Genomic DNA, 23,498 nt, shown 5'->3' with positions numbered 1-23,498 from the left:
ATTTTGAAGAGTTTAGAAAATTAGAGGAAATTTTTTCTAAAATAAAAAAAGAAATAACAGTAAATCCAATTAAATCAAGTAGATGAGTAACTATCTCAATAAAAAAATTAAAATCTGTTTTAACAAAAAAACAGTAGCAAACTTAAAGCTTACTACTGTTTTTCATGTTTTACTTAATCTATTTTTTACTGAGATTTTAGAGAATTAATCCAAAGTATAATAATTTACAACTTGATTTTAAAAACGTCATTTAGCGCTGTTTTGGCAGCATGATAGCCACACATTCCGTGAACTCCACCTCCAGGAGGAGTCGAAGAAGAGCAAATATAAATTCCTTTCGCTGAAGTACGATAAGGAGAAAGTCGCAAGGCAGGTCGGGTAAATAACTGTCCAATATCAATGATACCACCGTTGATATCTCCTCCAATATAATTCGGATTATAAGCTTCGATTTGTGATGAATTCATCGTATTCTTAGCCAGAATCTGATCTTTGAATCCAGGAGCAAAACGTTCCACCTGATTTTCAATAGCTAAAGTCATATCAACTCTTGAACCGTTTGGGACATGACAATATGCCCAGGCGGTATGCTTACCTTCTGGCGCTCTTGTTGCATCAAATAAACTTTGCTGTGCCAATAAAACAAAAGGTTTTTCAGGATGTCCACCTGATGAGGCTAATTGTTCTCCATCGGCTATTTCCTTAAAAGTATTCCCTAAATGAACGGTTGCTGCTTTATTGCATTCGGGAGCCGTAAAAGGGATTGGTCCATCTAAAGCCCAGTCCACTTTAAATACTCCCATTCCGTATCGATACCTTTCTAATTGCCATTTGTACAACGGAGAAAATTTATCTCCGGCAATCTGCAACAATTGTTTTGGCGTAACATCAAACAAAACAGTATCAGAAGAAGGCAACTGATTTAATGATTTTACCAAAAAATTAGTTTCGATTTTCCCGCCAAGCGAAATAAAATAAGAAGCTAAAGCATCTGCAATAGATTGCGAACCTCCTTTTGGAATTGGCCATCCATACAAATGTCCGACAGCTGATAGAACCATCCCAATTGCTGCTGAAGAATAGTTCGTCAATGGCTGTATCGAATGCGCTGTCATTCCCGCCCAGAGTCCTTTAGCTTTTTCTGTTTCAAAATTTTTTGCGATCCAACTTGCAGGCTGCATCGCTTTTAAACCAAATTGAGCTAATAACAAAGGATGCTTCGGAATTCCCAAAGGACCTAAAGTATCATCTACAATTTTAGGCCAGGATTCGACTAAAGGCTGAATAAGATCCAAATAAGCCTTTCCATCTTTACCTAATGACTTAGCAGTTTCTTTAATCGATCGTGATAAAATAGCGGCATTTCCATTATCAAAAGGATGGGCAGCAGCTAATGGTGCATGAACAAACTCTAATCCGTGTTCCTGCAAAGGCAAATCAGCAAAAAAAGGCGAACCCATTGCCATAGGATGAATCGCCGAACAAACGTCATGCTTAAATCCAGACAAAGTCAATTCGGCTGTACGCATACCACCTCCAATAGTGGATTTAGCCTCAACAATCAATACCGAAAGTCCTGCTTTTTGTAAAGTTATAGCTGCCGACAAACCATTGGGTCCGGAACCTACTACTATAGCATCAAAATCTTTTTTGCTCATGTTTTTTATTTATTGCTTAACCTAATTTACTTGACAACAAAATTGATTTTATTTACCCCTGTATTATAGACTTTATTATCAAATGCAGTTACGATAAGTTCGTAATTTCCACTTTCTTTCATGGGAATTTTTACTTCAAAAACATTGTCTTCAGTTGTTTTAAGCAGTTTTACTTTAGCAATTTGAACACCTTCTTTCCGAACAATAGCATCAACATCATAATTTGAAGCATTCCAAATCCCATCGTTTTGAATTACACAGCCACACATCATCACCATATTTACTTTAAGAGTAACTTCTTTTTTCTGATTCGAATCAAAAGAAATCACTTCGTGTGCTGTAGGAGACAAAATGTCTACAATAAAACCGGGAATTTCCAGAATTATACCATCTCCTAAAATATCTTTGTTAGGAATGACCCAAACCTGAGTAGTGGCTTTTATTGCTGCACTTTTACGATTAAATGGTGCTATTGCTTCTATATCGACCAATAACGGCTCACTAATATTTAATGCAGCTACAAATTTTGCCGTTTTGTCATCTGTAATACGCTCATACCTAACTTTTGGTTTAGTTACAATTAAATCTGTATTTCCAGAAGTACCAGCGGTATATCCCTTAGCTAAAACCTCCTGTGTATCATGATTTTTCACGATAATATACGCTCCTCCTATACCCGTTCCTATAAATTTAGCGTCCTTTGCCAATGCTCTTATCGTTAATTTTGTAGGCTCTTGGGCATTGGAAACCGTACTAGTGCAAATAGCTGAAGCTAAAAATAGGATATATATTAATTTCTGAATCATTTTTGTATTCTATAAATGTTAACGATATTTTCCAATTTCTCCCCCAATGTCATAGACTTCAATATTTGGTGCTAAGTTTTTAATGATACTTATACCTATTGCAGATCGAAAACCAGAAGCGCAATGCACTATAACAGGTTTGTTTTTTGGAAGATTATTTATTTCCTCCTGCAATTCTGACAAAGGAATATTTACAGCATTACTAAAAATCTTATCTTCTGATGCTTCTTTAGCTGTTCTTACATCTAAAATAAAATAATCATTTTTAGCAGACAGAAACTTGTCTTTATCAAACTTTGTAAAACTTTCTCCAGCATAATTTCCATAAACAAAACCTCCTTTAATAAAGCTGTCATAACCAATTTTAGATGCTTTTGCAAAAGCCGTTTTCAACTCAGATTCTGAATTGGCAATCAGATATATTTTTTGCTCAGGTTTAATAATTGTCCCTAACCATGTTTCAAATTTAGAACTTTCAGCAATGTTGATAGAACCCGGAAAATGAGACGATGCAAATACATCGGGTGTTCGGATATCTACAATTATCTCTTCAGGTTTAAAATTATGAGTTGTCAATTTCAGAAATGGAATAGCTAACAAGGCTTTTGATACTACTCTGGCTCCTTTTCGATTCAATTCTACATCATAAGGAAAATATTGCGGAATATGTGGCTGATCTTTTAATAGTGTTTCAACAAATTGTTCTTTAGGAATATTTTGAAAAGCAAAATTATGAGCTTTCTCATAACCAATAGTACTTTCTTTTACATTTCTTATGGAACTTCCACAAAGTGAACCCGCTCCGTGTGCCGGATAAACGAGTACATCATTAGCCAACTTGGCAAACTTTTGATGTATCGTATCATACATTTGCCCTGCTAATTTTTTCCTTTCAGTAGCTAATTCTCCCGAATATTCGCGTAAATCCGGTCTTCCTACACTTCCAAAAAGTAAAGAATCACCAGAAAAAACGGCTACATCCTTAGCTTTATTTTGAAGTATCACAGAAATACTATCCGGCGAATGCCCTGGCGTATTTATCGCTTTTAGTTTAATATCTGCAGAAAGACTGATCAAATCTCCTTCATCAAAATTGTGATGCTTATAGTTTGCTTTTGCTAATTTGCTGGCATAAACTTTAGCTTTTTTAAACTGGCTAATCTCTAGATGTGAACTCACAAAATCGGCATGCAAATGCGTTTCTATAATCGATACTATTTCAGCATTATTTGCAGAAGCAAAATCATAATAAGGTTGTGGGTTTCTTGCCGGATCAATTAAAACAATTTTATCTTTAACTAAAATAGCATATGAAAAATGGGCTAAACCGGTATCTTCAAACTGTTTGATCAGAAACGTTTCTCCATTTGCTGTTTTGCCTGCAAAAACCTGATTACATGCCACTGCTCCTAAAAACAACAAGGATTGATTGATAAAAATTCTTCTATTCATTACTGTGAATTTTATAATAAAATATTGTAACTATTATTAGTATACATACTTATGGATTTCCGAATGCCATTCTTTGCCTACTGTATATTTTCTGTCTAACTTATCCAGCACAACTTGAATAGAATTCTTTTCATGATCTTTTCCTGATAATACAATTCTGTTTTTTTGTGGTCTATCGTACTTCCATTTTAATATTCCAATACTATCACGGTAAGTGGTAGTATACAGTTTTTTCAGATTGATTTCATTATCTTTCTTATCAAATTTTTTAATGAATTTTTTAGAAAATTCCTGATTTTTATTTACCAGATACAAGGTTTTGTTGATGGAATCGGTTTCGTAATATAAATAGGTTTTACCTCCTGAACGTCCGGTAAATTCGTAATCCTTAAACAAATCGGCTGTAGTTGGACCACCATTGGCTAAATTAATATCAAGAGCTTTATCTACTTTAAAAACTAAAGTTGAATACCTTTCAAAAACGGCATCATTCCAGCGTATTGAATCTAAAGGTGAATAAGCTAATGTATCGCCATTTATTGTAAATGATGAAACTGAATAATAGCCTTCTGCATTCGCTAAACCAGGAACAACCGGTTCTTTCAAACGACCTTCGTTGTAGTGCAAATTGTATCTATAATAACCGTAAATGAATACAAAAGAAAATATAAAAGCATATTTTACACTATAAAAAACAATTTTCTTATTTCTGTCTTTCAGTTTTGGATAATAATAATTGGGTGTTATAGACTGTTTTTTTACCAATAACTTCCAGATATTTGGAGCATATTGTACCAATAAAAACAGCGATAAAAGCACGAAGTAAGAACTGTAAACATGCACTGCACCATCGTAAGCAAGGTTTGCATGTGCAATATTGTACAATACTCCAGCAGTAATAATTGCTCCTAAAGCGGTTGTTGCTCTAAAAAACAATAGAATACCAGCCACTATTTCTAAAGCGCCTAAAAATATCTGATACCAAACGGAAAGACCAACTACCTGCCAATACAGTTTAAATGAGGCATAATCTCCTAAATCAGTATTTAGATTAGACACTGATGGAAAAGGCATTTGCATTGGAAAAAATTTAATATATCCAAATGCAATAAGTCCAACAGCTATGCGGTATCTTACGATTACTCTTAACCAATAATACAACTCATTATATTGTTGTCTCTTACTGTTTCTGCTAATAATTGTCCATATTGCTGTTCCAATACCTGCTATTAAAAGCGCAATACCCCAAGAGGCATAAGAAGCCGCACCCCATTTTCCACTTTCTGATTCGATTTCTATAAAACCAGTTCGAGAACCAGATAGTATAGATAAAAGATCGTAAAATGAATCTATTTCAAATAATCTTTCGTACCATTTACTTTGTAATGGCACGATAAGTAATAAGAAAAATATAAAGGCAAACCTAAAACTTATCTTTTCAAGTTTACTCCATATTGGAGAACCAGAATGTGATGAGACTGATTCGATATTTTGTTTAATTTCCATTCTTTATTTTTTTAGTAAATTTTAATGGGTTTTCTTCGACCTTCCTGTAAAAGATACTTTTTAGGAAGACGTCCCAGTGTAATACTTAATGAATCTCCTTTAATGTCAACACCTTTAAGCAGCAACTCATTTTTATTAAGCTTCTCTAATGAAAAAGTATATTTTAGCTTGGCATCTGACTTATCAATTAGCTTTAAGTTATACTTATCTTTCTTTTCACTATGCTCATAGCTAAAAAAATGTCTTCCGCTGTTACCCAACTGCTCATAATTTCTTTTTGAATCTTCCTGAAAAACTATTCTTGGTTTTAGACTATCGATTTTTACAGGGCTATTGTTTCTAATACTTATTGTATTCCATTCTTCAAATACCACATTTTGCCATCTTAAGGAATCTGTAATAGAATAAGGTAAGGTTTTCCCTTTATATTTAAACTCTTTTACATTGTAAACACCTTTAATATCTGCTATTCCTTTGGTTTTAGGAAAAGGATAATTAGTATCTTTCCATGAAACAAAAGTTAGCACCGTAAATCCTGTAATAATCAATAGAAAAACCACCTGAAAAACAGAGCGTAACTTGTAGGCCAATTTGCTAAAAGTGGGAACAAACTCATTGTATTGAGTAGTTTTTTCCAGAAATAACAAATTATATAATCCAGAGACATCTGGTAGAATAATGACAATTGCAATCAATAATAAAAAAGAACTGTAAACCTGTTCCCCTATTTCATAAACATAATTTACGATTACAATATTGGTTAATAAAGCAATCAATAAACCAGCACCAATTGTAACTGTTCTTCTGTTTAACAGAAAAAGACCGCCAATAATTTCTAAAATACCTAAACTGGGAATGTACAATGCAGATGAAACAGCATTAGTTAAATAATACATTTTCCAAAGCAAAAAATCACCATAAGATGTATGGAAATCACTTAAGGTTGGTTCCGGAATTTGAATAGGAAGTAATTTTACCACTCCAGTAAAAATGATTGCTAATGCTAAACGATATCTCAAAGCTACCCTTAACCAATAATACAGCTGATTGTACTCTTTTACAGGTTCTTTAGTTTTTGAAAATCCCCAAACAATAGCTGCCACAAGTGCTATTAATAATGCTATTAACCAGTTGTAGTAACCTTCTAAATGATTACCTACATATAAACTTTCAGATATAAATGATGTTCTGTATGTAGCAATCTGGAAAAGATTTTGAAAAGAAAAACCTCCTCCATTTAGAGAATGATATAAATTCAAATCATACGGAATAAATAGTATGATGAAAAAAATAAGTCCTAACCGAAATATAAATATTTCGGTTAGTGACCATGTACTAGATTTATGTTGTGTTCCCATAATAATTTATCTCTTAATTATAACCTGGATTTGGCTCTAAATCATCATCAACTTCTAAATCATTAAACGGTATAGGGAAAATCCATAAATTTGAATCGGTTACTCCTAGTACTTCTCCCGCTTTTTTAGTTCTTGTTAAATCAAACCAACGGTGAGGCTCAAGCGCGAATTCTAGTTTTCTTTCATTTGCTATAGCTCCTAATAACAATTGAGTATCTACTATATTTAAAGGAAGTACATTAGCTCTTACTCTCACTTTATTCAAATCCTGTAAAGCAAGAGCAGCATTTGGCGTAGCTAATTTTAAATAAGCTTCTGCTCTGATCAAATATTGCTCTGATAAACGCAAAATGTAAGTAGGATTTTCTCCTGTTGCTCTCCAATATAATTTTTGAACAAAATAATTTCTAATTGCCGAAGATGAATTATCCTCAATCAATAGCTTTCTGTCACCTGAATTTACAGCATTTTGTAAATCATTAAAAATACCTGGCCCTGGAGCAAACTGGTTACGATAATCTTTACTTGACCATGAACCGAAATGTGCACTCTGATCTGCAGTATTAAATGCCAGTTCTAAAATAGATTCTCTGGTATTTAAATTGTTCAGAATCGTTTGCCAGCTTACCAATTCATAATTACTGTCTCCAATAATCAGAGAAGAATAATCTATGGCTTTTTGCCATTCTTCATTATACAAATAAATTCTTGCCTTTAATGCATAAACAGTTTTTTTGGTTGCTCTGTTGCGGTTTACAGTTGCCGGAAGCAAATTTTCTGCCGTATCAAGATCGTTTAGAGCTTGTTGATAAACTTGTTTTTGGTTACTTTGTTTTACACCCTTAAAGTCCGTTGGAGAAACAGTTGGTTTTAAAACTAATGGAATATTTCCCCAGGCTCTTGCCAAATCAAAATAAGCTAAAGCTCTAATAAAATAAGCTTCACCAACATATTGATTTTTCAACGCAGTGGTAATTTGTGTTTCCGGTAAAGCATTTACGCGTTCAATGACATTATTGGCTCCGTTAATAGTTGCAAAAATTTGAGACCAAACGTTGTTTAAAAGCGTATTATCGGCTCTGTAAGTATGACTTGGAAACGCATTATAATAATTCAGTGTTCCTACCCAAATATGATCACCACTAGATAAGTAAGCTGTTGCCGCATAACCATCACCTCCATAATACAGCCTGTTTTGCAACTGGCTATATACTCCTAATATTGCCGTTTGTGCAGTGGCTCCATCTACAATAACCGAATTATTTGCAACAGATTCTGTTGGATTAACATCCAGAAAACTATCAGCACAGGAAGAAGTAAGAACAACTACTGATGCTAATACGATATTTTTTATATATTTTAATTTTGACATAACTCAATTCATTTAATGATTTAAAAAGTAGCATTGATACCAAATTGTACCGTTCTTGGATGCGGAGGCATTGAAAAATCTAAACCTTGTACCGTAGCGCCAGCTTGTCTTTGTGCCACATTTACTTCAGGATCCGGACCACTATATTTTGTAAATGTCAATAAGTTGGTAAGGTTTGTATATATTCTTAAGTTTTTCAACACTTTTTGTTTTTCAAGAATAGATTCCGGAATTGTATATCCCAGAGTAACACTTTTTAACCTGATGAATGAAGCATCTTCTAAAAATCTGCTGCTCTCGAAATTGTGATTTAAACTTCCATCAGGATTTGGTTTTGTAGTAACTCTTGGAATATCTGTGATATCACCCGGATTTTGCCATCTGTCCATCATACTTGCCTGCATAGACCATGAAGTTCCTCTTGAACCGGCATGCTCTTGAAAATAACGGTTCATATTAAATACCTCATTTCCTTGAGAAAAATAAACGTAGAAAGAAAAATCAAATCCTTTATATTTAAGTGTATTGTTTATCCCTCCCTGATATTCTGGCCATGCATTTCCAACAATCTGTCTGTCATCAACAGTAATTTTCCCATCATTAGTTCTGGAATCATCATATACTGCATTTCCAGTTTGAGGATCAACATACAATTGCTTGTATAACCAGAAAGAGTATAAAGGATGGCCTTCTTCTAGTCTTACCCAATCTCTATTATACTGAGTAAAAGCTCTCGGTAATTTTTCGATTTTATTTTTATTCTGAGATACATTAAAAGAAGTTGACCAATGAAAATTTTCAGTCTGGATATTCACCGTATTAATTCCTAATTCAAATCCGTTGTTACTCATTTCTCCTAAATTCTGGAAAACAGAAGAGAAACCAGTTTTAGCAGGTACAGGCACTTGTAACAATAAATCGGTTGTATATTTATTATAAAAATCTACATTCACACTTAATCTTCTATTAAAGAATGAAGTTTCTAAACCAATGTTAAATTGTCTTGTAGTTTCCCATTTAAGATCTTCATTACCTAATTGTGAAGGAGAAACTCCGGGGCTGCCTAAATAGTTATTTCCTCCTGACCAAAGTCCTTGCGAAGCAAAGTCCGGAATTCCCTGATTCCCTGACCAACCAATACTAGATTTGATTAAAATTTCATTAATAAAGCTAAATTTGTCTTTTATAAAATTTTCTTTACTTATTCTCCATGCTGCTCCAACAGATGGAAAAGTAGCCCATCTGTTATTGGCACCAAAACGCGATGAAGCATCCGTTCTTAAATTGGCATCAAAAATATATTTGTCTTTATGGCTATAGTTAAGACCACCAAAATAAGATATCAATCCGGATGAAAGTTCTCCCGTTGTTGAACCTGTAGTTATAGCCGCTGCTGATATAGAACTAAACTGCGTACTTGGAAAATTTGTTCCTGTAATAGTCGAACGATTAAATGCATTTTTTTGAAGTGTATTCCCTAAGAAGAAAGAAAGGAAATGTTTGTTATTTGAAACCGGAATATAGTTCAATAACTGTTCAGCAATCCAGATTCTTTCTGTTGTTAAAGCATTAGTAGCACTTCCATTGGCTGATCTTCCTTCATTTAAATTTGAATTATAATAAACTACCTCATTATAGCTATTATCATCCAAGCTAAAACTACTTTTAAAACTTAAATTCTTCAGAATATCCCATTTTGCAAAGGCATTTCCAATGAAACGTTTGGTGTAAGAATAACTGTTACTGTTTTCGAATAAGACATAAGGATTATTAAAACGCTCTGCCCTGTTGTAACTACCATCAGCATTAATGATTGGTGTTAATGTTGGGGTATGTAATCCTGTGTTAGTTATACCACCGGTATCACCTGTTGGAACTATTCGTCTATCAATATTACTATAGGAAATACTTGTTCCTACCTGTAATGATTTAGTGATATTATGATCCAGATTTGTTCTAAAACTGGTTCTGTTAAAATCTTGTAATTTTAATATAGAAGGAGATTTGGTAACTTCTCCACTAATGTAAAATGAAGTATTTTCATTTCCTCCGGAGATAGAAAGATTATGTACTGTTTGGGTAGCTTTTCTAAAAATCAAACCTAATCTGTCATAAGTACCCTGATCTTCCGGATTTCCTTGTCCGCCTTCGCTTACAGGTCGGTAGGGTCTTTGTGCAAATGCGCCACCATCGTTAATCCATTGCTCATTTAAAATAGTTGCATGTTCCGGACCAGTAACTAAATCCCATAATTTTGGAGCTTCAGAAATTCCAATATTACTACTGAATTTCACCTCAGTTCTCTTCCCTTTTTTACCTCTTTTGGTAGTAATAATTATAACTCCGTTAGCACCTCTGGAACCATAAACAGCTGTAGCATTGGCATCTTTAAGAACATCAATAGATTCAATATCTGCCGGATTAATATCGGCAAGAGGGTTTGAAGTCTGACCTCCTGCTCCAATACTTTGTAAAGACTGACTATTAATAAAAACACCATCAATAATATAAAGAGGATCGTTGTTAGCGTTTATAGATGTTGCACCTCTTAAACGAACAAGTGCTGCTCCACCTTCAACTCCAGACGCTGAAGAAATTTGTAAACCTGGAGATAAGCCCTGTAATTTCTCAGTAAAACTAGTTCCATGATTATTTGTTAATTCATCTCCTTTTACCTTATCTACTGAGCCTGTTACATTGGTTCTTTTCTTTTGCGAATACCCAACAAGCACTAATTCACTTAATTCTTCAACATTTTCTTTTAGACTAATTGTAACAGGAGATCCATCTACTACAACTTCTGCTTTTTTATATCCCACATAACTCACAATAAGTGTATATGGAAATTTTTGTCCTGTTTGAAAATAAAACTTACCATCCAAATCGGTATTTACACTGTGTGTAATTCCTTTTATAGCCACAGTTGCGCCCGGAATCGGTATTTTCGTTATCGCATCAATTACGATTCCATTGAGTTTAGACTGAATAAGCGGAGTAGTTGTCTGCGCATTTATTCCTATTGAAATTAGTAATATATACAACCATAAGTGTATGTTTAATTTTTTTTTCATTACTTTGTTTTGGTTTAATAAATAAAGGATCTGCAAAAATTGATTTTTCAACTTTTGTTGCCTTTTAAGAGATTAACATTTTTTTTAAGCCTTGCCATTTCTGTTCCCGCAGAAGTGGCTTTTTTTATTTACAACACTTTCTATTTTTCATTTTTTATGTTTTTTATATTCTACTAATTTTATAGAACAAAAATAAATTTAAAATACTAATTAACAAAAAATAAGGTTTTGTTTATCCAAAATAAAAACCAACATATTTATTATCAGTAATTTAAAAATTTAAAAACTAAGAAAAGCTCTATTAACAGCATACTCCAAAGACTATTTTATTCCTCTGAACATCTTAATTTTAAGGAACTTATCGTCTGATTTTTGGAGAACTTGGATTTCAAAAACAAAAAAAGCAGCAAACTTGCGCTTGATGCTTTGATATATGAAACAGTAATTATTTCCATGAAATATTACCAATCTGAATTATCTGTTTTTTTAATAGTAAACAATTCTGTGAAATAAGTATTTAGAATTTCTGTCAAATTTAATCCCCATGGTGCTTTTCTAATAGTGCCATCATTTTTCATAAACTGACTTTCAATAGTATATTCCGGAATAGTTTGAAAAGTAGTTTTGGTTCGGATTAAATCATCAAAAAATATAATATTATGTACTGAGACACGGTATTTATCTTTTTTTGATTCAATTTTGAATTCAGCTGTAAACTGATTCAGTCTTCTATTTTCAAAATTGGTTCTTTTAATAAATCCTGTAGAATCAGTAACAAACTCTAAACGGAAGTTTTTCTCTAATGCCGAAATAGGTGTGGGATCTTCGTAAACCAATCTCCAAACCATTAATCGATCTTCTACAACAAAATTTTTATTTTGGGAAAAACCTATTGAGCTTAAACATAATACAGCAACTACTAGTAAATTTTTTCTCATTTGATTCTCTTTTTAAATATTAGACCTATTTATTGGCTTAACCAAGAATCAGACCAAAATTGCTTACAATTTCCCATAAAATAAAAAAATCCCGATTGCCCGGGATTTTTATTTCTATTTCTCTCTAATATAAATATCGATTGGAACACCTGAGAAATCCCAGTTGTCTCTAATTTTATTTTCAAGGTAACGCTTGTATGGCTCTTTTACATACTGTGGCAAATTAGCAAAAAACACAAACTGAGGTGTTGGTGATGGTAATTGCATACAGTATTTAATTTTTATGTATTTCCCTTTTGTTGCCGGCGGCGGATAGGCTTCAATTACTTTCAACATAAATTCGTTGAATTTTGAAGTTGGAATTCGCTGCTGACGGTTTTCAAATACTTTTACCGAAGCTTCTAATGCTTTCAATAAACGTTGTTTTGTTAAAGCCGAAACAAAAAGAATTGGCACATCAGTAAATGGCATTAATTCTTTCTTAATTTTCTCTTCGTAATCGCGGGTTGACATGGTATCTTTTTCGACCAAATCCCATTTGTTTACTAAGATTACAACACCTTTTCTATTTTTTTGAGCCAACCAGAAAATATTCTGATCCTGACTTTCAAATCCACGGGTTGCATCAATAACCAGAATACAAATATCAGCATGCTCAATCGCACGTACCGAACGCATTACCGAGTAAAATTCTAAATCTTCTTTTACTTTCGCTTTACGACGAATTCCGGCAGTATCAACCAAATTAAATTCAAAACCAAAACGGTCAAATTTCATATCGATTGCATCACGAGTTGTTCCTGCAATATCTGTTACCATGAAACGATCCTGACCAATAAGCGCATTGATAAAACTTGATTTCCCGGCATTTGGTCTTCCTACAACTGCAAAACGTGGTAACACCACTTCTTCCTGAACCGGTTCAGGTTTTTCAGGGAAAGCATCAATTAAAGCATCAAGCAAATCTCCAGTTCCGCTTCCTGAAATACTGGCAAAAGTATAATAATCTCCTAATCCTAAATTGTAAAATTCCACAGCGTCTTTCTCACGCATGGCATTATCTACTTTATTTACGGCTAACAAAACAGGCTTGGTTACTTTACGCAACAACTTCGCCACCGTTTCATCCATTGGAGTAATTCCTTCTTCTACATCAACCACAAAAATAATAACATCAGCTTCGTCGATAGCAAGCTCCACTTGTTTACGAATTTCACCTTCAAATACGTCATCACTTCCGCGAACGTATCCTCCGGTATCAATAACAGAAAACTCTTTTCCGTTCCACTCGCTTTTACCATAGTTTCTATCGCGGGTAACCCCAGATACTGAATCTACAATAGCTTCTCTTCTTTGTATCAGCCTATTAAAAAGGGTCGATTTCCCCACATTAGGTCTTCCTACTATCGCAACAATGTTATTCATTTTTTTTCAATTTTAGACTTTAGATTTCAAATTGCAGATTTTTAACTTCCTAAAAACCGAATCATTTGTTATCCTAAACGTCTTATTTAATTTTTTGCAAAGGTAGTTAAAAAAAGTTGCTGAGACTCTAAGTTTCTAAGTACCTAAGTTTTTCTCTTCTTGTTATTTTTTAGAAGCTATTTCCTGCTATACATTCCTGTAGTCAAAGCCATTCGAATAAACAAATTAACAAATAACCAAAAATTACTGATTATACCCAAAACGCTTTAACTGATTCGCGTTGCTTCTCCAGTTTTTATTCACTTTCACGTACAATTCGATATGGATTTGTTTGCCAAAGAATTTCTCTAAATCTACACGGGCATCCATTCCTACTTTTTTCAAAGCAGCTCCTTTGTGACCAATGATAATTCCTTTTTGTGTATCACGTTCTACCATAATCAGCGAACGGATTTTAATAATGTTATCAGTTTCAATAAATTCCTCAGTAACAATTTCGACTGCATACGGAATTTCTTTTGCGTAATTCAATAAGATTTTTTCACGAATAGTTTCGTTTACGAAGAAACGCTCTGGTTTATCTGTTAACTGATCTTTTGGATAATACGCTGGCGATTCCGGCAATAATTCGATAATTCTTCCAAAAACCTCTGGTACATTAAAATTCTGCAAAGCCGAGATTGGAAAAATCTCCGCATTTGGCACTTTTTCTGTCCAGAAAGCTACTTGCGCTTCTAATTGCTCCTGATTTGAATTGTCGATTTTGTTCAACAACAACAAAACCGGAATTTTAGCATGTATGATTTTTTTAAAGAAATCTTCGTCTTTTAAATCCTGCTCTCCTATTTCGACCATATAAATCAAAACATCTGCATCTTCAAAAGCCGATTTGACAAAATTCATCATCGATTCCTGCATTTCGTAAGCCGGTTTGATAATTCCGGGCGTATCTGAAAGTACCATCTGAAAATCATCTCCATTTACGATTCCAAGAATTCTATGACGCGTTGTTTGGGCTTTAGAAGTTATAATAGACAATCGCTCCCCTACAAACGCATTCATCAACGTCGATTTCCCTACATTAGGATTCCCTATAATATTTACAAAACCTGCTTTATGTGTCATTATCATTATTTTTTAATGCTGCAAAGGTAGTCATATCAAGTCAATAGAGGAAATAAAACATTTTTTAAAATCAGCATTGTATATGTCGAATTTAATCGTATCTTTGCACCCGAAACATCGCAGGATAGAGCAGTATCCAAATTTAGATGGCTCATATCTGCCACGGCGGACACAGGTTCTGAAATACAAATTGAAAATATATCGCGGGATAGAGCAGTAGGCAGCTCGTCGGGCTCATAACCCGAAGGTCACAGGTTCGAGTCCTGTTCCCGCTACTAAGTTTAACTTTATTGAATTCACATCGCACTTGCGAAATGACCAATATAAAGTTATCGGGCTCATATCCGCCACAGCGGACACAGGTTCTAAAATATAAATTGAAAATACATCGCGGGATAGAGCAGTAGGCAGCTCGTCGGGCTCATAACCCGAAGGTCACAGGTTCGAGTCCTGTTCCCGCTACTAGAAAACCTTTCAGAAATGAAAGGTTTTTTTATTTATATTTATCCATAAAAACTTATGGAAGAATTTGTTGTTTACATTCTATATTCTAAGAAATTCAACAAAACCTACACAGGTTTTACCTCTAATCTCATAGAAAGATTCAAATCGCATAATAAGTTATCTACCAAAGGCCATACTTTAAAATACAGACCCTGGATTGTAATTCATATTGAATTTTTCAATTCCAAAACAGACGCACTTAAAAGAGAAAAATATTTAAAAACAGGAATTGGAAGAGAATTTATAAAAAATCTAATTCAAAACTTATAGCTCGTTGGGCTCATATCCGCCGCGGCGGACACAGGTTCGAGTCCTGTTCCCGCTACTAAGAAAAGCTTCATAGAAATATGAGGCTTTTTTTGTTTATATTTATCCATAAAAACTTATGGAAGAATTTGTTGTTTACATTCTATATTCTAAAAAATTCAACAAAACCTACACAGGTTTTACCTCTAATCTCATAGAAAGATTTAAATCACATAATAAATTATCTACCAAAGGCTATACTTTAAAATACAGACCCTGGACTGTAATTCATATTGAATTTTTCAACTCTAAAACAGACGTACTTAAAAGAAAAAAATATTTAAAAACAGGAATTGGAAGAGAATTTATAAAAAATCTAATTCAAAACTTATAGCTCGTTGGGCTCATATCCGCCGCGGCGGACACAGGTTCGAGTCCTGTTCCCGCTACTAGAAAACCTTTCAGAAATGAAAGGTTTTTTTATTTATATTTATCCATAAAAACTTATGGAAGAATTTGTTGTTTACATTCTATATTCTAAGAAATTCAACAAAACCTACACAGGTTTTACCTCTAATCTCATAGAAAGATTAAAATCACATAATAAATTATCTACCAAAGGCCATACTTTAAAATACAGACTCTGGATTGTAATTCATATTGAATTTTTCAATTCTAAAACAGACGTACTCAAAAGAGAAAAATATTTAAAAACAGGAATTGGAAGAGAATTTATAAAAAATCTAATTCAAAACTTATAGCTCGTTGGGCTCATATACAGAATTTCATATAACAACAAAGACCAGATATTCTTAAATATCTGGTCTTTACTATTATAAAGATCTAAATTTTAATATAAATCTTAATGACCGTCAAATTCCCTGCGGTTGTAAAAAGCATCGTCATTACTTTCAAATCCAGATTGGGAATCATCAGGATAATATGATCTCAAAACGCTTCTTTCATAGTTCCTGTCAAAATTGTCCTGTATATTATATCTTCCTGTTCTTCTGAAAGTATCGTAAGATATACCATTAGCCATGACAATTTTTGTATCCTTATTAATGTTTACAGATCCAATTGGTATAATCAGATGACTATGTCCTTCTTTGTACATAAATTCCCGTCCATCGTCGTGGGCTATGGTATCATGCACTTCATTACGACTATCGTCGATTAATGCTTTATCGACTTTTACATCGAGATAAACAACACGCTGCATGTCTTTATTTACCCACAAATTGTCAATTTCGCCAATAGTACGATTGTCAGCATCTACTATTTTCCATCCTCTTACATCAGAATAGTTTGAAGCTACCTTGTAATCCGTAAGTTCGTCCAGTCTGTATAAATTTTTGTCTCTATTCTCCATGTTCTTTCTTAATTTATAAGTTAATTTTTCCTTGCTTACTCTGCAATAGTATCTGTTGCTATGGTATTTTCCATTTCTACAGTATTACCATTCTGCACCTGATCATCTTTTAAAAAGACATAATATACTAATCCGGCAATCAAAAGCAATACAACTATCCATGGCCAGACTGGCCTTTTCTTCTCAATTTTAATCTCTGCCATAACTTTATTTTTTTAAGTGAATATTTTTTAACTTTAATAAATTTACAAATGAGACTAAAGTGTAAATTATTTAATTTCAGGCAGATGTTATAAAATTCCTAGTAGAGAAATACCAAAACTTTAGATAAAAAGATTTGCTAAAAGATTGCAGTTAAATAAATTAAAAAAACTATGAATACTCATAAACTTTGTTAGTCCGTAGCGTCGCTAAACTCTACGGACTAACAAAACCATTTTATATTAATTATTGAAACTAAATAGCAAGTTCGTTACGTATAATTGCTGCTCCTGCACTTAAAGCGCTTAACTTACCTCTGGCTACTTTTCGGGATAATGGAGCCATACCACAATTGGTAGAAGGATAAAGATTTTCGGGATCTACAAACTCTAAAGCTTTACGTAAGGTAGCAGCAACTTCTTCGGGCGTTTCGATAGTGTTGGTTGCCACATCAATCGCACCTACCATCACTTTTTTACCACGAACAAGTTCCATTAAATCATAAGGCACACGCGAGTTATGACACTCTAATGACACAATATCAATATTAGATTTTTGAATTTTTGGAAAAATTTCTTCGTATTGACGCCATTCTGAACCCAATGTTTTTTTCCAGTCATTATTTGCCTGTATTCCATAACCATAACAAATATGTACCGCCGTTTGACACTTTAAACCTTCAATGGCCTTTTCCAATACTGCCATTCCCCAGTCGTTTACTTCATCAAAAAACACATTAAATGCAGGTTCATCAAACTGGATAATATCTACTCCCGCATCTTGAAGCTCTCTTGCTTCTTCATTGAGCGCTTTTGCAAATTCCCATGCTAATTTTTCCCGGCTTTTGTAATGGTCATCATATAAAGTATCTACCATTGTCATCGGACCGGGCAATGCCCATTTTATAGGTTTATTAGTCTGCTTACGTAAAAATTTAGCATCATCAACAAAAACTGATTTTTGACGAATAACTTGATCTACAACAATAGGAACACTCGCATCATAACGGTCACGAATTTTTACAATCTTACGATTTTCAAAATCTACACCGCTTAAATGCTCGATAAAAGTGGTTACAAAATGTTGGCGTGTTTGCTCACCATCACAAATGATATCAACCCCGGCCAATAGCTGTTCCTGCAAAGAAATGCGTAACGCATCTTGTTTTCCTTCAACTAACTGATCTCCTTCTAGTTTCCAGGGTGACCAAAGTTTCTCGGGTGGTGCAAGCCAGGCAGGTTTGGGTAAACTTCCAACAATTGATGTTGGTAATAATAATTTCTTCATATTCGAATTTTAATGTTTTATAATCAATTAAAGAGTGAAATTAGCAGACCATTGTTCTAAAACATTTTTGTTAGGCTTAATGAAATGCTCTTCTGTAAATTTTCCCTGCTCAATTCCTAATCTGGTTCGTTCTTCCCGGTCGTATACAATTTTTGTTAAAGAATGATCTTGATTTTGTAAACTAGGATTAAAGCATGCCCCTGCAACAGCATTGGCATTATAAATTTCAGGTCTGTAAATCTTTTGGAAGGTTTCCATTGTACTAATAGTACTGATCAATTCAAGGTTGGTATAATCCGCTAATAAGTCACCAAAGAAATAAAACGTCAAAGGCGCAACACTGTTAGGAGGCATAAAATAACGAACCTGCAAACCCATTTTTTTGAAGTATTGTTCTGTTAAAGAAGAATCGTTGACTTCGTATTCGAAACCTAATATTGGGTGATGGTTTGTTGTACGAGTATAGGTTTTATTATGTGATACGCTCAGGCAAATAACAGGTGGTTTGATAAAGTTTTCTTTATAAGTTTTAGAATTCACAAAATGCTTAAATATTTTGCCGTGTAATTCACCAAAATTATCCGGAATACTATAGTCATCTTTACCTTTGTTATGCTCTAAAAGCAATACGCTAAAATCATAATCACGCACGTAAGAAGAAAAGTTATTCCCAACAATTCCTTCAATGCGTTGACCAGTTTTATGATCAATAATATGCGTTTTTAAAACCTCAATCGTTGGGAATGTTTTACCGCTGCCATCAATATCTATAGCAACAGATACAATTTCTAATTCAACCGAATAGCGATCATTATTAGGATTATCCCAGTTTGCCAAGGTATTAAAACGATGGTTAATCATAGTAATAGTGTTGCGTACATTTTCCTGACGACTTGCTCCTCTTGCCAAATTAGCAAAGTTGGTTGTTGTACGAGTACTATTCGATGGAATATAGTCCTCATTGAAAAATATACTCTTTAGCGTGAATGCAAAATCATTCTTGATTGTATTATGGACGACTTCAATATCTTTATTTTCGTTTAGTATTGAATCTTCTTGTAGGTTCGTTTTCATTTGATGGCTATATTTAGTTTTTTTTACCTTACAAATTTGAAAACAAAAGATTAATTATTTTAATTTTTACTTAAAATAAGAATATTTACCTTTTTTAAAAAACATTTAAAGAAAATTAATCTTTTGTAAGATATAATAATCAACAAAAACAGAAAATTTTTCTTCAGAAAACTTAGACAGGATTGATTTTGAGTTGCTTGAACACTCGAAAAAGTGATTTTTTTTCGAAAAAACAGCTACTTAGAGCACGTTTAATTTATAGAAGGCTTTTTACATCCTAAATTTCCCATTCAAAAAACTCAATTATTCTTTGTCATTCAAAAAACAATATCGTAATATTGCGATATTATTTAAAACAAAATGGGAGCTACTAAAACTGAACACTTTACTGATGCACAAAATAAAATAGCTTCTATTGCTAAAGCTTTGGGACATCCGGCGAGAATTGCCATTATCGAATATTTATTAAAAGTAAATGAATGTATTTGTGGCGATATTGTTAATGAACTTCCTCTTGCCCAGCCTACGGTTTCACAACATTTAAAAGAACTTAAAAATGCAGGTATCATAAAGGGAAACATAACCGGAAACTCCATTTGCTATTGTATTGACGAAAAAACAATAGCTATTTTAAACACTTATTTTTCAAATATCATACAAAACGTATCAAAACAAAAATGTTGCTAAAACATTTTTTTGATCCAATATATCGCAATATTGCATTAAACAAATATAATTTTATAAAATGAAATTATCTGAAATAAAACAAATTTTATCCACATTAGTGAATGTTGAATTTCAATTAGAAAACGGAACTTTTGTACCCGAACATTTCCACGTTACTGAAATTGGAATAATTACAAAAAAGTTTATCGATTGTGGTGGTATAATCAGAAATGAGAAAGTGGTTAACTTTCAACTTTGGGATGCCAAGGATTTTGAACATCGTTTGAAACCAAATAAATTGCTTAATATCATTACACTTTCGGAAGATCAATTAGACATTAAAGACTTTGAAATCGAAGTGGAATATCAAACTGAAACCATCGGTAAATATGATTTAGATTTTAACGGAAATGTTTTTGTTCTAAAAAACAAAAAGACGGCTTGTTTAGCGCAAGATCAATGCGGAATCCCAGCAGAAAAACAAAAAAACACCACTGCTAATTGTAGTCCAAATTCAGGTTGCTGCTAAAACATGAAAAGCAAACTTAATATTTATAAAAAACCAATTATTATCACCTCTTCTGTTATTGTGTTACAGCTTATTTTTGGCTTTGATCCAAAATTCTGCATCATCAATATCATTTGGTTATTCGTTTAAATTATGAAAAAGAAAATACTAATACTTTGCACTGGAAATAGCTGTAGAAGTCAAATTGCCGAGGGCTATATGAGATATTTTACAAACAATAAAGCTGAAGTTTACAGTGCAGGTGTAGAAACTCATGGAGTAAATCCAAAAGCTATTGCAACAATGCTGGAAGATGGCATCGATATTTCAAATCATACTTCTAACAATATTGACGAATACACTCATATTGATTTTGACTACGTAATTACTGTTTGTGATAACGCAAAAGAACGCTGTCCGTTTTTCCCAACAAATGCAGAAAAATTTCACTACAATTTTCCTGACCCGGCAAAGGCTACAGGAACAGAGACAGAAATCGATGAAGAATTTAGAAAAGTGAGACAGCTAATAAAAGACTATTGCGAAAATTTTGCTCAGGAAATTTCAAAATCATGATTATTTCCCAATAAACTTTTGGTCACTTAATGTTTTCATAAAGGCAATTAGATTTGTTTTTTCTTCTTCGGAAAGTGGAATTTTCCCTGCATTATTTTTAAAAACAGGATCAAGATTATCAGCATCTAAAACGCCATTATCAAAATAATCTAAAACCGATTTCAAGTCGGGAAACTGACCGAAACTCCCATAAGGAGCGGTGTATTCTACATTTCGCAACGAAGGAACACGAAAACTCATGTAATCAGCAGGAATTCCTGTAACTCTGGCGCGACCTGCTTCGTTAGTATCAGTATTTATTGGAAAACCTATGTTTCTAAAACTTTGATCGGTAAATAATTCGGTGCTGTGACAGCTTGCGCATTTTTGCTGAAAAGTGGCGTAACCTTGTGCTTCGGCTGTTGTAAAAGCACTTTCATTTCGTTTCACCTTATCGTATTTACTATTGACTGAAATTAAGGTGTACTCAAACTGAGCGATACTTTTAAAAATTCGTTCCGGCGTAATAGTTTCATCACCAAAAGCTTTTTGGAACAAATCTTTATATACGGCATCATCTTTTATTTTTCCAATAACTTCTAAGATTGAAGAATCCATTTCTTCATGAGTAATAATAGGAACAAGCGGCTGATTCTCCAATTGGAGTTTGCTTCCGTCCCAGTTGAAAAACTTCATAAAAATTAAATTCTGAATCGCCGGTGTATTTCGAAGTCCTACTCTTCCTTCGATTCCTATTCCCTGCGGATTATGATCGGCAAAAGCATTCGCCTGAATATGACAACTCGAACAGGAAATGGTATTATCAGCACTAAATCTTTTATCTGAAAATAATTTTTCACCTAATTCCACGCCATATTTTGTAAGCTTATTTAAGCTTACAAAAGAATTCAGTTCAGGAAAACCAGCAGGAATTTCGAGCGAAACTTCAGGATTATCATAATAAATTCCGTCAGTATCATTGCTGCTGCAAGACACTAACAAAATTAGTAATGATACAATTCCGATTAATTTTTTCATTCTAAATGATTTTAAAAACAGAGCCGTTTAGAACTTGAAAAATCAAACGGCTCTGAATTATAAATTAGTTTTCTACACTCGTAATTGAGAACATTCCGCTGATGTCACTTGAACCATTTCCACCCAAATTATCAACATACAATACCATATTAGCAGCAGTATGAATACTTGGTGTTGCATTTCCTGCACCTAATGTAATTGTGTTTGTTTTTCCGCTTAACAATTTATCAAAATCAGCTTTGATTTTAATTTTTGGAGCACTACCACCTACAATCGCATTTGTAGTCAAGTTTAAAGTAATGTCTCTGTAAGCATTCACTCCTTGTGTGTAGTTTGGAGCTGTTCCCTCAACAGTGCTTCCTGTATGAATTGACAAAGCTTTATTGTCAACATCATAGAAACCTTCAATTTTAGTAAAACGGTAACCTGTTCCCCATTCCCAGTGCATTTTTGTATCATTAGCTCCTGCAGCTGCATAGAAATTTGGAAAACGAACCTGATCCAGAGTGTTTATTTCCGGTTTAATTCCTAATCCAAATTTAATTTGCTTATAAGTCGCCGAAGGAATATTACTCAAAATGTAGCTCAATGAAGCCGCTTTTGACTGATCAATAACTGTTGCGCCTTTGTCTAAATCATTTACATTATAAGTTACTTCGCTTCCATCTTCTTTGATAAGACGGATATTACTAATTACATATTTTAATTCCGAAAAATGATGAATTTGCCCTCCGGCAGAGGTATTTGTTGTAGCCGAAGTTGAAGCAGCATCTCCCAGAACAATCGTATTATTTTTGAAGGTATTATTGAATTCTAAAGTCACATTATTAGCAACAGGATCATCATTATTTGAACATGATACGAATGCCAATGCGGCAAATGACAGTAAAAGGTATTTTTTAAAATTTTGCATTTTTATTATTTTAATATTGTATTTCTATGTTATAAATTGAGACTGATTAACAAAAAACACAACAGGCGGCGGTACAATAATCTCCAGATAAGGCTCTAATTTTCCTAATTCTTTATAAACAATTATTCGATTAGAATTGATTTCTTTAAAAATTTCAGCTTCAAATTCAATATTCGAAAACAAAGCAATTTCAATCTTTTTGCCAATACCATTAAGTTCGAGATCATTGCTTTTTTCTGATTTTTCCAACTCTTTTTTCAAATGGCAATTACCATGACATTGTAATTGTGGCTTAGCTTTATTAACACAAAACGCCTGTTCTATTTGTTGTTGATTCAGCTTAAAACAAACCACAATCAATGCCTGCTGGAAAGAAACCAACAGAAACAATATTGTCATTGTTATACTGAAAACTTTTTTCAT

23 protein-coding genes and 2 tRNA genes are annotated in these 23,498 nt (G+C 33.4%); 8 read left to right on the top strand and 17 right to left on the bottom strand.

Annotated features, from left to right (window positions below; all coding sequences use genetic code 11):
* Window positions 1-224 precede the first annotated feature (224 nt).
* From FEM21_RS05400 to era, 10 genes are all read right to left on the bottom strand, one after another.
* The gene (locus tag FEM21_RS05400) at window positions 225-1,658 is read right to left on the bottom strand and encodes a phytoene desaturase family protein (protein WP_035658688.1); all 1,434 of its coding nucleotides are present in this window, start codon (window positions 1,656-1,658) and stop codon (window positions 225-227) included.
* A gap of 26 nt (window positions 1,659-1,684) precedes the next feature.
* A complete protein-coding gene (locus FEM21_RS05395; RefSeq protein ID WP_035658685.1) occupies window positions 1,685-2,464 on the bottom strand; it encodes a hypothetical protein in 780 nt (259 codons plus the stop codon).
* Window positions 2,465-2,482: 18 nt separating this feature from the next.
* The gene (locus FEM21_RS05390; RefSeq protein ID WP_081824644.1) at window positions 2,483-3,916 is read right to left on the bottom strand and encodes an MBL fold metallo-hydrolase; all 1,434 of its coding nucleotides are present in this window, start codon (window positions 3,914-3,916) and stop codon (window positions 2,483-2,485) included.
* Window positions 3,917-3,952: 36 nt separating this feature from the next.
* Window positions 3,953-5,422, bottom strand: coding sequence for a hypothetical protein (locus FEM21_RS05385; RefSeq protein ID WP_152547370.1), 1,470 nt, complete (start codon window positions 5,420-5,422; stop codon window positions 3,953-3,955).
* Window positions 5,423-5,433: 11 nt separating this feature from the next.
* Window positions 5,434-6,780 carry a hypothetical protein gene (locus tag FEM21_RS05380; RefSeq protein ID WP_035658683.1) on the bottom strand — a complete coding sequence of 449 codons (1,347 nt, stop codon included), beginning with the start codon at window positions 6,778-6,780 and terminating at the stop codon, window positions 5,434-5,436.
* 13 nt (window positions 6,781-6,793) lie between these two features.
* Window positions 6,794-8,152 (bottom strand): RagB/SusD family nutrient uptake outer membrane protein, encoded by a 1,359-nt coding sequence (locus FEM21_RS05375; RefSeq protein ID WP_035658680.1) that lies wholly within the window; start codon window positions 8,150-8,152, stop codon window positions 6,794-6,796.
* A 20-nt stretch (window positions 8,153-8,172) separates the two neighbouring features.
* Entirely contained in the window at window positions 8,173-11,223 is a 3,051-nt protein-coding gene (locus tag FEM21_RS05370) for a SusC/RagA family TonB-linked outer membrane protein (RefSeq protein ID WP_081824643.1), read from the bottom strand.
* 461 nt (window positions 11,224-11,684) lie between these two features.
* The gene (locus FEM21_RS05365) at window positions 11,685-12,161 is read right to left on the bottom strand and encodes a hypothetical protein (protein WP_035658679.1); all 477 of its coding nucleotides are present in this window, start codon (window positions 12,159-12,161) and stop codon (window positions 11,685-11,687) included.
* 114 nt (window positions 12,162-12,275) lie between these two features.
* Entirely contained in the window at window positions 12,276-13,586 is a 1,311-nt protein-coding gene (gene der, locus FEM21_RS05360) for a ribosome biogenesis GTPase Der (RefSeq protein ID WP_035658676.1), read from the bottom strand.
* Between the two features lie 243 nt (window positions 13,587-13,829).
* Window positions 13,830-14,711 carry a GTPase Era gene (gene era / locus FEM21_RS05355; RefSeq protein ID WP_035658674.1) on the bottom strand — a complete coding sequence of 294 codons (882 nt, stop codon included), beginning with the start codon at window positions 14,709-14,711 and terminating at the stop codon, window positions 13,830-13,832.
* A gap of 202 nt (window positions 14,712-14,913) precedes the next feature.
* Here era and FEM21_RS05350 point away from each other — a divergent pair.
* The 5 genes from FEM21_RS05350 to FEM21_RS05330 all read left to right on the top strand — a co-directional run bounded on the left by FEM21_RS05350 (window position 14,914) and on the right by FEM21_RS05330 (window position 16,222).
* A tRNA-Met gene (locus tag FEM21_RS05350) sits at window positions 14,914-14,986 on the top strand.
* Between the two features lie 114 nt (window positions 14,987-15,100).
* Window positions 15,101-15,173, top strand: a tRNA-Met gene (locus tag FEM21_RS05345).
* Between the two features lie 57 nt (window positions 15,174-15,230).
* Window positions 15,231-15,485, top strand: coding sequence for a GIY-YIG nuclease family protein (locus FEM21_RS05340; protein WP_035658671.1), 255 nt, complete (start codon window positions 15,231-15,233; stop codon window positions 15,483-15,485).
* A gap of 115 nt (window positions 15,486-15,600) precedes the next feature.
* Entirely contained in the window at window positions 15,601-15,855 is a 255-nt protein-coding gene (locus tag FEM21_RS05335; RefSeq protein ID WP_035658668.1) for a GIY-YIG nuclease family protein, read from the top strand.
* A gap of 112 nt (window positions 15,856-15,967) precedes the next feature.
* Entirely contained in the window at window positions 15,968-16,222 is a 255-nt protein-coding gene (locus FEM21_RS05330) for a GIY-YIG nuclease family protein (protein ID WP_035658666.1), read from the top strand.
* A 101-nt stretch (window positions 16,223-16,323) separates the two neighbouring features.
* Here the strand turns inward: FEM21_RS05330 and FEM21_RS05325 are convergent, their stop codons facing one another.
* The 4 genes from FEM21_RS05325 to FEM21_RS05315 form a co-directional block, all read right to left on the bottom strand.
* A complete protein-coding gene (locus tag FEM21_RS05325) occupies window positions 16,324-16,833 on the bottom strand; it encodes a PRC-barrel domain-containing protein (protein ID WP_035658664.1) in 510 nt (169 codons plus the stop codon).
* Between the two features lie 35 nt (window positions 16,834-16,868).
* Window positions 16,869-17,036 (bottom strand): hypothetical protein, encoded by a 168-nt coding sequence (locus FEM21_RS16595; RefSeq protein ID WP_201448271.1) that lies wholly within the window; start codon window positions 17,034-17,036, stop codon window positions 16,869-16,871.
* Between the two features lie 253 nt (window positions 17,037-17,289).
* On the bottom strand, window positions 17,290-18,321 hold the full coding sequence (locus FEM21_RS05320; RefSeq protein WP_035658662.1) for a methionine synthase: 1,032 nt from the start codon (window positions 18,319-18,321) through the stop codon (window positions 17,290-17,292).
* A gap of 27 nt (window positions 18,322-18,348) precedes the next feature.
* The gene (locus FEM21_RS05315; protein ID WP_081824642.1) at window positions 18,349-19,395 is read right to left on the bottom strand and encodes a DUF1852 domain-containing protein; all 1,047 of its coding nucleotides are present in this window, start codon (window positions 19,393-19,395) and stop codon (window positions 18,349-18,351) included.
* 360 nt (window positions 19,396-19,755) lie between these two features.
* Here FEM21_RS05315 and FEM21_RS05310 point away from each other — a divergent pair, with 360 nt between their 5' ends.
* The 3 genes from FEM21_RS05310 to FEM21_RS05300 all read left to right on the top strand — a co-directional run bounded on the left by FEM21_RS05310 (window position 19,756) and on the right by FEM21_RS05300 (window position 21,145).
* On the top strand, window positions 19,756-20,082 hold the full coding sequence (locus FEM21_RS05310; protein ID WP_035658659.1) for an ArsR/SmtB family transcription factor: 327 nt from the start codon (window positions 19,756-19,758) through the stop codon (window positions 20,080-20,082).
* A 58-nt stretch (window positions 20,083-20,140) separates the two neighbouring features.
* Entirely contained in the window at window positions 20,141-20,590 is a 450-nt protein-coding gene (locus FEM21_RS05305) for a DUF6428 family protein (protein ID WP_035658656.1), read from the top strand.
* Between the two features lie 132 nt (window positions 20,591-20,722).
* Window positions 20,723-21,145: an arsenate reductase ArsC gene (locus FEM21_RS05300; RefSeq protein WP_035658654.1), complete on the top strand. Its 423-nt coding sequence runs from the start codon at window positions 20,723-20,725 to the stop codon at window positions 21,143-21,145.
* On the opposite strand, the gene FEM21_RS05295 is transcribed toward FEM21_RS05300, so the two are convergent.
* From FEM21_RS05295 to FEM21_RS05285, 3 genes are all read right to left on the bottom strand, one after another.
* Entirely contained in the window at window positions 21,146-22,162 is a 1,017-nt protein-coding gene (locus tag FEM21_RS05295; RefSeq protein WP_035658652.1) for a cytochrome-c peroxidase, read from the bottom strand.
* Window positions 22,163-22,226: 64 nt separating this feature from the next.
* The gene (locus FEM21_RS05290) at window positions 22,227-23,075 is read right to left on the bottom strand and encodes an MbnP family protein (RefSeq protein ID WP_035658649.1); all 849 of its coding nucleotides are present in this window, start codon (window positions 23,073-23,075) and stop codon (window positions 22,227-22,229) included.
* A 24-nt stretch (window positions 23,076-23,099) separates the two neighbouring features.
* On the bottom strand, window positions 23,100-23,498 hold the full coding sequence (locus FEM21_RS05285; protein ID WP_051627491.1) for a hypothetical protein: 399 nt from the start codon (window positions 23,496-23,498) through the stop codon (window positions 23,100-23,102).

The sequence above is a fragment of the Flavobacterium seoulense genome (assembly GCF_000695795.1).
Taxonomy (GTDB): domain Bacteria; phylum Bacteroidota; class Bacteroidia; order Flavobacteriales; family Flavobacteriaceae; genus Flavobacterium; species Flavobacterium seoulense.
This window is presented reverse-complemented; position numbering and strand designations above follow the sequence as displayed.